The sequence below is a fragment of the Bacteroides sp. AF32-8BH genome, assembly GCF_003435205.1.
In the GTDB taxonomy this organism is placed as follows: Bacteria; Bacteroidota; Bacteroidia; order Bacteroidales; family Bacteroidaceae; genus Bacteroides; species Bacteroides ovatus.
Window position 1 is genome coordinate 24,541 of the sequence record NZ_QVLZ01000010.1, and the last position, 13,157, is coordinate 37,697.

Sequence of the window (13,157 nt, forward strand, 5' to 3'; positions counted from 1 at the left end):
CATTGGCAAATGTAATAAAAACATCACTTCGTACTATCAAGCGGACTGGATAATACTCCTTCAAAAGTCATTTTCACTGGTTTAATATACCCGTTTTCATCAAAATACATTCGATCAATACAAGTTGCACGACTATTTGCTGCTGTTTCACCTAACGGACGACGATGATAAACAATATACCATTCATCTTCTCCGGCTCCTTTTATCACCGAATGATGTCCTGCTCCGGTAGCTACCGAAAGATCCTGTTCCAGGATTTTACCAACCCTTTTGAACGGACCAAAGGGAGAATCTGAAATGGAATATGCTACACTATAGTTCGGGAGTCCCCAGCCACCTTCCGACCACATGAAATAATATTTTCCATTACGTTTCAACATAAATGGTCCTTCTACATAGTTTTCCGGAGTGACTTCCTTATACATCGTTCCGTCCTCAAAAGGAACAATACTCAATAAGTCAGGAGCCATTTTCACCATATTACAATGTCCCCAGCCACCATAATACATGTAATATTGCCCGTCATCATCCTTGAATACAAACTGATCGATAGGTTGAGCCCCATGAACGATCTTATCAATCAGCGGCTTACCCAAAGCATCCTTAAAAGGTCCGGCAGGACTATCTGACGTAGCAACACCAATCCCTCCTACTTCATTATTATTCTGAATATCATTAGCTCCGAAAAACAAATAATACTTATCATTCGCTGAAAGCACCGCTGGCGCCCAAAGAGCACGACGAAGCCAACTGATATTCTCTTTTGATATGACTTTCGGATGCTTTGTCCAGTTCACCAAGTCTTTAGACGAAAAGGCATCCATAAAGGTTTGTTCATCATAAGGTGCCGAATACGTAGGATAGATCCAATATTCATCTCCAAACACGACTCCTTCGGGATCGGCATACCAACCTTTAAAAACAGGATTACCACTCTTTTTCTTTTCTGAAAAATTTGCCTGATATTTCATTGTCTTTCCAGGCAACGACAAAGAAGGAGCTACCGCTTCATCCGATACCGCACGCTTATAGTTCGGTTTACTGCTCATGACAAAACGTAGTTTCACGCCATCACGTATATCCTCATATTTCAAATAAGACTTGTCATACTTCTTGCCGTTCACATACAATTCCTTTACATACACATTCTTCGGCGACCAATTATCTGCTACCATTTCAATCACCTTTCCGTTACTCATCCGAACAGTTATTGCCTCAACGCAAGGAGAACCGATGTTATACATATTGCTTGAAGGAGCCACCGGGTAAAAGCCTATGCAATTGAACATATACCAAGCCGACATCTGTCCGCAATCGTCATTGCCACTTAATGCATCCGGAGTATCGCCATAGAAACGGTCAGCAATCGTCCGTACCCACTTCTGACATTTCCAAGGTTCTTTCAAGTAATTATAAAGATACGCTACATGATGGCAAGGTTCATTTCCATGCCAATAGGCTCCGATACGGCCTTGAATATCATGTGCTCCCGGAATGTCATCCGGCAACTCTACTGTGAACAGTTCGTCCAACCGGTTGCGGAACCAGTTTTCGCCAGCTTCGTTGATATATCCTTGTACATCTTGTGGTACGTACCAGGTATATTGTACAGTAAAGCCTTCCGTAATATCCCCCCATCCATTTACAGATCCGGGGCCCTGATAAGCTACCGGAGTAAACGGTGTACGCCAGTTTCCCTGACTGTCCTTGCCACGCATATACTTCGTTTCCGGATCAATCAAAGTCTGATAAGAGAGTGCACGATTCAAGAAATAACGATAATCATCCTCTTTACCCAAAGCCTTGGCAGCCTGTGCCATACAATAATCATCATACGCATATTCCAATGTTTTAGATACTGATTCCGCCTCTTTATCGAAAGGCACATATCCCATCATACGATACTCCGGCAAACAGTCATAATTCGGATTCATCGCCGTGGTCTTCATAGCCTCATACGCACGTTCGTAATCGAACCCTTTTACTCCCTTCACAATCATGTCAGCCAATACGGAAACTGCATGATAACCAATCATACACCAAGTCTCATTTCCATAAAACGACCAGACAGGCAGCATTTTCTCCACACTTTTATCATAATGAGCCAACATGGAATTGGCAATATCGGCATTCACTTCCTGCTGCACCAGATTGAACCAGGGATGCAAAGCCCGGTAGGTATCCCAAAGAGAGAATACCGTATAGTTGGTAAATCCTTCGGCTTTCTCTATATTTTTATCTAATCCTCGAAACTGCCCGTCTACATCCTGAAAGATGAACGGATGCAAAGCCGCATGATAAGCCGACGTATAGAATGTTCTTTTCGTTTTACGGTCGGCAGTAAGGGTATATTTTCCAAGTTCTTTTTCCCACAGTGCTTCTCCTTTAGCTTTCAGTTCATCGAAAGCGAGTCCGGCAAGTTCCGCCATATTGTTCTTTGCCCCGTTTGTGCTGACCGATGAAATAGCAGTTTTTACAATCACTTCCTCTCCGGCTTTCGTATCAAAAGAGATGCAAGCCATCAAATTCTTTCCCCAGGCTTCATAGCTGCTACGAAACCGGGAGGTATTGTAAATCACCGGTTTCTTATTCTGCATAAAGCGCAAACCGGTCAACTTTTTAGAGAAAGTAGCCGTGAAATAAATATGCCGTTCCGGTCCCCAGCCTTTTACCAGTTTATATCCGGTGATGGTGGAATCATTTTCCATGCGCAGATTCGCCCATTCACAAGATTGCCATAAAGTATGGTTCATATCGATCATAATAAAAGCTTTATCCGATTGAGGATAGGTGAAGCGAAACATACCACTACGTACTCCTGACGTCATTTCAGCCTTTACTCCATAATCTGACAGCTCCACCGCATAATAATTAGGTGATGCCCATTCCTTCTCATGAGAATAACGTGAACGGTATCCCTTTTCCGGCTCCTCACGTGTCCCTGGATCCAGTTTCATCTCTCCTGTTCCGGGAATAAACAGAAAGTCTCCCAAATCAGGTATACCAGTCCCGCTTAAATGAGTCAGGCTGAATCCCAACAAGGTGGAATGATTATATTTATAACCAGAAGCCGCATCATAGTATTTACTATCTGTGTCCGGACTCATCTGAATTCCTCCGAAAGGAATCTGCGCACCCGGATATACATTACCATAACCATCTGTTCCCACAAATGGATTCACATAATCAATCAGTTTCTCGGTTTGAGCCATGCCCGGCAAAATACTCACCAGACACGACCAAACCAAAAACAATCTCTTTTTACCCAATCTACTAGCCATATTTATTCTTATTGTGCTTGTACATCTCCTACCGCAACTTGATATTCGTGCCACAGTTCATCAATATTATATTCATTCCCTAAAATATGTTTGATAGCACCATCAAACGACCAAGGCACCACCTCCAACGTACTGCGATTGAACTTACGCAAGAATTCAGGGTCTTTGTTATCACGCAGCCAGACAAAGAAATAACCGGCCGTACGATAACCGTCCATATAGTTCCCACCTTTTGGACGGGCATTAGGACCATCGAAACCACCGTTTGCCACACGTACAGCATCGGCCATGCCTTCAATAAATGCCCAGAAAACACGGTTAGTCCCATAAGAACCAATTCCTTGCGGTTCCAGCTGATAGGCATGTGTCAGTTCGTGCAGCAATACTCCGCGCGTTTCGAAAAACAGCTTTGCCGTATCATTCTTCGCAAATGATTTCTCAATATGCCGCGTGCTATAGAAGATTGTGACATCACCATTACCGCCACCTTTAGCTGAAACTCCTTCAATATCTTCCAACGTATAATGTATCTTGTTCACTGTCGGAATACTATCATCCGGAGAATTATAAAGGGTGGCCAATACCTCACGTGCCTGGGCCTTGATATACGATTCCGCATCGGGAATAATCCGGTGATAGACATCAGAACCTTTCGTTTCCGGTGCTTTATCTTCAAACAGGATAGTGCCCACATTATATTTTCCCCATGTGTCAGTCACAACTTCAGCCTGATTCTTTGAAGTTGCAGAACAAGCTCCCATAGCGATTAGCATACAGGTAACATAGATCAAGTTTCTCTTTTTCATATCTTTATTTTATTATTTATTGATTCCGTCGGTTAACGAGTAAGGTTTGTCTTCTTTCGTCAGGCCACGACGCTTGTTGGGCGATGCTGACATCTTAAACTCCAATACTCCACCTTTCAATATATCCTCGTGCGTAATATACATCTTATCATATACTTTCCCGTTCAGTTTCAGAGACTGAACATAACGCTTCTTGTCACTGACGCCCGGTGCTTTGATTTCCAATGTATTGCCATTGGGAAGTTTCAGCTTCAGATAAGGCAAATACGGGGCTCCCAGTACATACTCGTCTGTTCCGGGACAAACCGGATAGAAACCCATTACGGAGAAAAGATACCAAGCAGACATCTGTCCGCAGTCGTCATTGCCACCCAGTCCGTTGATGTCATTACGATACATCTTATTCAGGATTTCACGCAACCAGTACTGTGTTTTCCAAGGTTCAGAGGTCCATGCATAGAGATAAGGAATATGATGGCTGGGTTCATTGCCATGCACATATCCGCCAACCAGGCATTCTTCCGTTATATCCTCGTTGTGTTCATAGTACTTTTCCGGCAGATGCATAGAGAACAGCTTATCCAGTTTGTCTACAAACACTCTCTCCCCTCCCATCAGGTCCATCATGCCAAATACGTCATGAGGCACATGGAAAGAGAAGTTCCAGGAATTTCCCTCAATGAACCCCTCACCATAGGTCTGCAACACATCAAACTCCTTTTTGAATGAACCGTCATTAAATCGGGGACGGGCAAAACCAATCGTCGTGTCATAGATATTACGGTAGTTCAAAGCACGCTTCCGATACGTTTCGGCAATCTCTTTCTTTCCGGATTTTAAGGCAGTCTGATAGATGGTCCAGTCATCATACGCATATTCCAACGTGGAGGAAGCTGCCGTACCGCTTTTGTCCAACGGGATATAGCCCAGTTTCATATAGTCCGCCACTCCTTCGTAATAAGGTACAGTAGAAGTACTGACCATTGCGTCCAAAGCCTCGTCTACATTGGAAAAAATTCCTTTAGTTATGGCATCCGCCAACACCGATACGGCATGGTAGCCACTCATACACCAGTTCTCATTACCCATCAGACTCCAGACAGGCAACATCCTGTGCACACTTTGCTGTTCATGCTTAATCATTGACTCCACCATGTCCACACTACGTTCCGGCTTCACTAGATTCAGGAACGGATGTTCCGCACGGTAGGTATCCCAGAGTGAAAATATCGTGTAGTTGGTGAAGCCTTTTGCCTGATGGATATTGTGATCCAAGCCACGATAAGATCCGTCTACGTCCATATAGACCGACGGATTAATCATCGTATGATAAAGCGAAGTGTAGAGCATTGCTTTCTGGTCTGCAGTTCCTTCCGCCTCAAAATGATCGAGTTCATTGTTCCAGTCCGTTCGGGCGGCTTCTGCCAGTTCTTCAAAGCTTTTTCTGGAAGCTTCGGCATGTAGATTCTTGATAGCTCCCTCGGTACTGACAGCCGACAATGCCACCTTTACGACCAGTTCGGATTCTTTGACTGTATCAAAGTTGAAGTAAGCCACAATCTTGCGTCCTGTAATCTCCGGAAAATTCTTTTCCATATTGAAACGACGCCAGAAGCCATTATAACGCACTTTTTCTTTGTCCTTATACCCATATTCCCTTATAGGTTGTGAAAGAGAAATTGCAAAATAAGTATAGTTGGTTCTTGCCCATCCGTTTGTTATGCGATAGCCCGTAAGCAAGGTATCATTTTCAACCCGCAGGTTTGCCCATAGTACCTTACCGTCATAATTATAGATACCATGTACCAAGTCCAGAATCAGATGACCGTCTTTTCCTTTCGGGAAGGTATATTTATGTATACCCACACGTTGCGTTGCAGTCAACTGCGCCTTAATGCCATAATCATCCAGCATCACTTCATAATATCCGGGAGCAGCTTTTTCCGTGGCATGGCTGAAACGGGAACGGTATCCTTCGTCCGGGTAATCCGCCCTGCCGGGATTCAGTTTCAGTTCACCTACGGCAGGCATCAGTAAAATATCGCCCAGGTCCGAATGTCCGGTTCCGCTAAGGTGTGTATGGCTAAAACCCACAATTGTCTTATCACGATATTGATAACCGGCGCAATACTCATAGGCGTTCTTCTGATAGGCTCCGTTTACGTTATGTGGAATTGTGTCTGTATCCGGGCTCAACTGTACCCATCCGAAAGGTGTGCAAGCACCGGGAAAGGTATGCCCCATACCATTAGTACCAATTATCGGATTCACATAATCCACTGGTTGTTGAGCCATGGCGGACGATACTGTAACCGCCGCCATAGCCATTATCCCTAATCTCTTCTTTATACCCATATCCAGTTAGTTTTAGTCGCGAGAGAAAGAATACGGATAATCTGATTCATTCACACCTCTTCCCATATTGGGTTTATTATCCATATTAAATAGCAGTCGCCCGCCCTTTAATAAATCAAAATGGTTCAAATAGTTCTTCGTATAGTTCTTGCCATTATAGTTCAATGAACGGATATAACGGTTTTCATCACTGTTCTTGGGAGCAGAGATTTCCAGCTTCTTCCCGTTTTCCAATGTAATAGTTGTCTTTTTGAAATAGGGAGCTCCCAGCACATATTCATTGCTGCCCGGACATACCGGATAGAAACCTAATGCCGTAAAGACATACCAGGCTGAAGTCTGTCCGTTATCCTCATCACCGCAATAACCATCCGGGGTAGCAAAGTACAGGCGAGTCATAACCTCACGCAACCAGTATTGTGCTTTCCAAGGTTCACCGGCATAATTATACAGGTAAATCATGTGTTGGATCGGTTGATTACCATGCGCGTAATTCCCCATATTGGCAATTTCCATTTCGCGGATTTCATGGATGACTCCACCGTAGTAACTGTCATCGAATACCGGTGGAAGACTGAATACGGAATCAAGCATACTGACAAACACCTTCTTGCCCCCAATCAGGTCGACCAATCCTTGTACGTCATGGAACACCGACCAGGTATAGTGCCAGCTATTTCCTTCGGTAAAAGCATCTCCCCATTTAAAGGGATTAAAAGGAGACTGGAACGTACCGTCGGCATTCTTTCCACGCATCAGTTTCGTTTCCGGATCAAACAGGTTGCGATAGTTCTGACTTCTTTTTTTATAAACGTCCAGTTCCTCGGCAGGACGTCCCAGTTTCTCGCCCATACGATAGATACACCAGTCATCATAAGCATATTCCAGCGTACGTGCAGCACTCTCATTGATCTTTACATCGTATGGTACGTAACCCATTTTATTATAATATTCATATCCACGACGTCCGGTAGTGGAAACTCGCGGATGTACACTGTTGGCACCTTTCAGTAAGCCTTCGTACATTTTTTCTGCATCCGCTTTGGTTACATTCTTCATAAAGGCATCCGCCACTACTGAAGCAGAGTTGTTGCCAACCATACACCCTCTGTGTCCCGGACTAGCCCATTCGGGAAAAAAGCCGCTTTCCTGATAAGTATTCAACAAGCCTTCCTGCATTTTTTTCTCCCATGGAAGGATATACAAGGTTCACAAACGGAAACAGGCAACGGAAGGTATCCCAGAATCCGGTATCGGTAAACATATAGCCCGGACGGACTTCGCCGTTGTAAGGACTGTAATGAACTGTTTCGCCCTGCGCATTTACTTCATAGAACATACGGGGGAAAAGCACGGAACGATACAGACAGGAGTAGAATGTACGCATACGGTTTTCATCATTGTCTTCTATCTTGATGCGTCCCAGCACGTCGTTCCAAGCCTTACGCCCTGCTTCCTTCGTCTGCTCGAAGGTTTTCTTGCCGATTTCCTTCAAGTTCAGTTCTGCCTGTTCGGGGCTGATGAACGAGGAAGCGACCTTGGCATGCACCTGTTCGCCTTTCTTCGTGGAAAAACCGATAGCTGCTCCCACATGATTGGACTGCAACTCCAGATGTTTTTCTACCGTATGATAGTCTGCCCAGACTTTATTGAACGTGAAAGGTTTGTCGAACTCTATCACGAAATAGTTCTTAAAGTTCCGTGGAACGCCGCCGCTGTTGCGTGTCGTATATCCCACGATTTTGTTTTCTTCGGGAATCACCTTCACATACGAACCGCGATCAAAAGCATCTATCACGATATACGCATCTTTCGTTTCGGGAAAAGTGAACCGGAAATAAGCACAACGTTCTGTCGGAGCAATTTCCGTTGTCAGATTATATTCTGACAAATAAACACTATAATAATAAGGAGTTGCCTTCTCTGCCTTATGCGAGAACCAGCAGGCACGCTGCTCCTGATCAATTCTCAATCGTCCCGTCATTGGCATGATTGAAAACTGTCCGTAGTCATTGATCCAGGGACTAGGCTGGTGGGTTTGCTTGAAGCCACGGATTTTATCCGAAGCGTAAGTATATGCCCAGCCATCACCCATTTTGCCAGTCTGCGGCATCCAGAAATTCATCCCCCACGGCAATGCGATAGCAGGATATGTATTCCCATTGGATAACGAGATTTTAGAGTCGGTTCCCATCAAAGGATTCACGTAGTCGACAGGTTGTTTCTGCGCGAAAAGGAAATAAGTGCCCAATAACAGGGCACCTCCGAGAGACAAGAGTTTCTTTTTATTCATGGTTTGTGAATTAAGTATAATATTATATATTACTTTATTCGGTGATATTCATAAGCGAGCACGAAAAGAAATCTATTTATTGTTCATATTTAATCAACTGTAAGAACCATTTCACCTCATCCTCATTTAGTTTTTGAACATCTTTCAACAGGGCAGGCAAGTTTTTATAACTCTTCCAAAACTCAGCAGACAAATCATCCAAATTCTCTGGTGTGTAACGTATAGCCTCCTTGATGCTGCCCAATTTGCAAAAGTCCGGTTGAAAAACAATATAAGAATTACGATATTTCAATTTCTCCATCGCCTTAGCTACACGTTTGGCAGCACCAAATAATCCATCCAAATTGACTTCGGAAGCAGGATATTCAATTGCAACCACTTTTTCTCTATTACAATCTTTCTGCGGAATATCTACCAACAGAGCGAATTCTTCATTCAGGTAAACGAAATCTTGTTTCTGTCCGTCTACTGTCACACTTTCAGGTATAGCCGAAGCAAGAACCTTTACCTGATAAGAACGTTGTGCAGGCATTTCCTTATAAGAACCTTTACGCGGACTAATAGTTAGCGTCAGTTTTGAGCCCGTCTTTTCAGAGTGAATAGCAGTCGTAGCAAATTCCTTCTGATAATTTTTATCATCGCCATTGTCCTCGTACAATGTAAATTCAGAAGAAGTCTTACCCGGAATAACATTCAAAACAATCGTTTCATCCTTACCGTTCAGATTCATCACTTTATCGTTGTACATCGGCAGTACCGCACCTGCTTTAATATAAATGGGGTATTCGTCAAGAGCGAAATAACGAGTCAATACTTGTCCCCCTTGCAACGTCTTTCCGGAAGCAAATTCATACCATTGTCCCTCCGGAAGCCATACTTTCACTTCGGTATAACCATCCTTCATAGGTGAAGTTGCAGGAGCTACCATTACATCATTACCAAACATATATTGATTGCGGTAATCATAAGCTTCTTGCGTTTCCGGATAATCATAATACATTGGGCGACAGAGTGACAGTCCTGTTTCATAAGCCTCACGAGCCATTGTGTAAATATAAGGTACCATATTATAACGCTGGCGAATGATGCCACGCAAAATATCAGATACCTCATTACTGAATACCCAAGGCTCTTTTGTCAAACCAGCAATCTTCGTACTATGTGAACGTAAAATAGGACTAAAAGCGCCAAATTGCATCCAACGAACATACAATTCCGGATCAATATGGTCTACACCCTGGTGACCTCCTATATCATGACTCCAATAACCATAAAGTACATTACTGGCAGTAGAGTTGAAGTAAGTCTGGTAATCGAGACTAGCCCAGGAAATAAATGTATCACCCGAAAAGCCCACCTGATAACGATGATTTCCAAGTCCTCCCCAACGATGATAAATCAATGGACGCGTCTGACGTTCACGCTCCATTTGGGAGAAAAATATATAATTCAGCCACCAAGTATTACTTAGATTTTTCACTTCTTTATCAAATGGTTCCTGCTGCCAATCCAGCCACCAAAAATCTATTCCGGCATTGTTCATAGGCATTAGAACATTCTTGAACATACTTTTTATGAAACTCTTTTTTGAAGATATCCAAGGTATTTCCTGTTTAGTAGCCGGATCCACTCCATTATCACGCGCCACAGCTTCATATTGTTCTTCGTAACTACGGACTCCTTCTGCAGGATGCAGGTTAAGGGTAACACGTAGTCCATTGTCAGCTTTCAAATCTTTAAGGAGTTTACGATAATCAGGAAACAACTCTTTGTTCCATGTCCATCCGGTCCAACTCCCCCGTCCCTTATCTGTATAATGCCAGTCCATATCTATAACAAGCACATCCAAAGGAATATTATAGTTTTCAAAATTCTTGCATAATTCTCGCAATTCATGATCACTATACATCCAATAACGACTCCACCAATAACCGAAAGCATAACGGGGAGGAAGAGGCATACGGCCGGCAAAAAGAGTATAGTCTTTCAATGCAGCTTTATAATCATGTCCATAAGCCATAAAATACCAGTCTTGAGCCCCCTCAACATGTTCACGAGTCTTCACCCAATTCCAGTTATCCGCATCACCATCGAAAAGAAAATTGTTGGAGTCATCTAAGCAAGTCCACCCGTCTTTAGCAAGAAGCCCATCTTCCAAATCCGCTTTGTGCCCCCAACACTTATCCCCGTCCCATCCGTCAAGTGTACGAGTCGTGCCTTTCAGATTATACTGTTGCTTCATACCTGGCTTCCAAACGAAAGCAGGTGTCAACCCTTTCATCGAAGAAATCTGAAGATTCTCGGCAGTGAAAGCACCACTATTTTTTTTATAACGCAGTTTCATTTTAGAGGTAGAAAGCTCAATCCATGCACCTTTCTTTAGTTTGAATTTAACTGCCGGATAATTACGTTCTACAGCCAAGAAAGAGTGTTGATTAATGAATTTACCATCAGGAGCATACTCCATACGAATTGTACCGTCAGAAATGACTGTAAAACGTACATTCGTATCCTCATAGGCAACGTTATTCGATTTTTCTTGTGCACCCAAGGAAATTGAAAAGAAAGTTATCAAAAAGAACAAGTAAAAGTTCTTCATCTGCTTGAATTTTGAATAATGAATAATTGGTTTGGTTTAGAATATTAAGGCATCTCTTCCACTTTTCATGCAAAAATACAAAAAAAGAAAGAAGAGATGTTTGAATTTACACAGAATCAATCTCTGGTAACATGAATGACAGCCGTTTTCACACTGCCTTCTTCGGCTAAAGCAGTAGAAATAGACAGATCAATAGGAGTTGCAGTGATGCTAATAACAACATCATAGGTACCTGTTTGTGTAAAGCCAGCTTTTGTCAAGTAGTCTTTTAATTGAACTTTACTTATGGTCATACTCAACACATTAAGTTCTTCTTCAACTGTCACCTCGTTGTTCAAGACTTCTGTGACAATATTCTCTGTATCAGAATCACTGGCTTTAGTAAATGCTACCGTATAAGTGGCATTACCTACATCTACCCAACGGAAAGCTATAAATTGAGGAGTGGTAAGATCTGTCATGTCCAACGTATACTCATCGGCCTCTATAATTAAACTTTTAGGTGAAGGAACACCGGCCCCATCTTCGTCAACGCAAGACTGAAAGCCCACAAATAGTAGTAAAGATACTACCAAACGATATAAATGTTTCATTGTAATCAAGATTTATAGTATTCAAGTTTTGAAGCCGGAATTCTTCCGGCTTCCATTCTTTTATTAGTTTGCAGGAACAAACTCTGTATGCATATCTTTCACATCCAAACAGAAAGTAAACTTGTAACGACCACTTACAGTAGGAACCCACTTGAGGTCACCGCCATCTTTTTCCAGACGATACTTTGTCAAGTCATGATTTGTTAACGGATCGGTAGCGGCCTCCGGAGCAAAGAAGAACGGATCTTCACCCCAACTTGAACCTCCAAGACTGATTTTTATTTCACCGCCAGCATTGAACTCACCTGTCCAAGAATACAGGTGTGGATTACGAGCATTCTCTATTTTGAAAAGACCATCACCACTATTAAGAGTCCAACCAACAGAACAACCATTACCTACCATATACATTGTTTCAGGAACAGGTAGTTCTAAAATTTCCATCATACGGCAATCATTATAATCGTTATTAGTGTCCACAATGAAAGTGCGACGTCCTGTTTCTGTATTAGTAAATTCTGTAATTTCACCCTCATTCAAATAGACCATATGAAGACCATCTCCACTATTACCGTAGGCAGGATAATCTCCACCTGCTACTGTAATAAAATGATACGCACAAGGAGTCACATCAAATGTACCCTCATAAATACCGGTTCCCATGTTGCGTTGTCCTAGCCGTTGAGTTGAGACTTTACCCTCATTATCTGTCATGTGAATGTAAATATAAGTAGGATACTTCTCATAACCCGACACAGTAAATTCTACCGTGGACGATTCCGGCTTTATGTATTTGTCCGCATTATGAACGGTACAAACGACTTGTGCAGTAACTTTAACCTCTTGCCCCGGCAACACCCAAGTACCAATAATAGCATTAAGTTCATCATGCGTGAAACTCTTTTTCCGATCAGTATCCAATTCATAAAAATCGGTATTATTTGCACTTTTATTTGCCGTAGCATACAAACGTAACGAGTAGGTCACTAAGTCAGTCTCATTGACCGGACTACTAGCGGCATCCCAAGTAAAGGTTATCGCAGTTTCGTCTTCCTTTCCTTTATCCAACACCAGCTTATCGGTAGAAGCTACAATATGCATCTCGTCAGGCTGTTCGTCCAGCGTGAAGTACTCTGGATCTTCATTACAGGCTGTCGCCACTCCTAATATGCTGCACAACCCCATTATTTGATAGAATATCTTCTTCATAATTTTTTACTTCATTAAATA

General features: G+C 42.7%; 6 protein-coding genes and 1 pseudogene. All 7 read right to left on the bottom strand.

Translation table 11 applies throughout. From position 1 onward, the window contains the following. Positions 1-23: 23 nt before the first annotated feature. A complete protein-coding gene (locus DWZ47_RS08670) occupies positions 24-3,281 on the bottom strand; it encodes a GH92 family glycosyl hydrolase (RefSeq protein ID WP_117512851.1) in 3,258 nt (1,085 codons plus the stop codon). Positions 3,282-3,289: 8 nt separating this feature from the next. Further along, the gene (locus DWZ47_RS08675; protein WP_004323619.1) at positions 3,290-4,087 is read right to left on the bottom strand and encodes a basic secretory family protein; all 798 of its coding nucleotides are present in this window, start codon (positions 4,085-4,087) and stop codon (positions 3,290-3,292) included. A gap of 12 nt (positions 4,088-4,099) precedes the next feature. Next, on the bottom strand, positions 4,100-6,442 hold the full coding sequence (locus DWZ47_RS08680) for a GH92 family glycosyl hydrolase (protein WP_117512853.1): 2,343 nt from the start codon (positions 6,440-6,442) through the stop codon (positions 4,100-4,102). A gap of 12 nt (positions 6,443-6,454) precedes the next feature. Continuing rightward, positions 6,455-8,735, bottom strand: a pseudogene (locus tag DWZ47_RS08685) (GH92 family glycosyl hydrolase). 76 nt (positions 8,736-8,811) lie between these two features. Further along, a complete protein-coding gene (locus tag DWZ47_RS08690; protein ID WP_117512855.1) occupies positions 8,812-11,334 on the bottom strand; it encodes a glycoside hydrolase family 31 protein in 2,523 nt (840 codons plus the stop codon). Between the two features lie 116 nt (positions 11,335-11,450). Further along, positions 11,451-11,927 carry a hypothetical protein gene (locus DWZ47_RS08695; protein WP_004297322.1) on the bottom strand — a complete coding sequence of 159 codons (477 nt, stop codon included), beginning with the start codon at positions 11,925-11,927 and terminating at the stop codon, positions 11,451-11,453. Between the two features lie 63 nt (positions 11,928-11,990). Next, complete coding sequence (locus DWZ47_RS08700; RefSeq protein ID WP_004297320.1) at positions 11,991-13,136, bottom strand: SusE domain-containing protein; 1,146 nt, start codon at positions 13,134-13,136, stop codon at positions 11,991-11,993. Positions 13,137-13,157 lie beyond the last annotated feature (21 nt).

Coding starts and splice junctions, on each gene's coding strand:
- DWZ47_RS08670 (WP_117512851.1), bottom strand. CDS start 3,281: ATGGCTAGTAGATTGGGTAAAAAGAGATTGTTTTTGGTTTGGTCGTGT.
- DWZ47_RS08675 (WP_004323619.1), bottom strand. CDS start 4,087: ATGAAAAAGAGAAACTTGATCTATGTTACCTGTATGCTAATCGCTATG.
- DWZ47_RS08680 (WP_117512853.1), bottom strand. CDS start 6,442: ATGGGTATAAAGAAGAGATTAGGGATAATGGCTATGGCGGCGGTTACA.
- DWZ47_RS08690 (WP_117512855.1), bottom strand. CDS start 11,334: ATGAAGAACTTTTACTTGTTCTTTTTGATAACTTTCTTTTCAATTTCC.
- DWZ47_RS08695 (WP_004297322.1), bottom strand. CDS start 11,927: ATGAAACATTTATATCGTTTGGTAGTATCTTTACTACTATTTGTGGGC.
- DWZ47_RS08700 (WP_004297320.1), bottom strand. CDS start 13,136: ATGAAGAAGATATTCTATCAAATAATGGGGTTGTGCAGCATATTAGGA.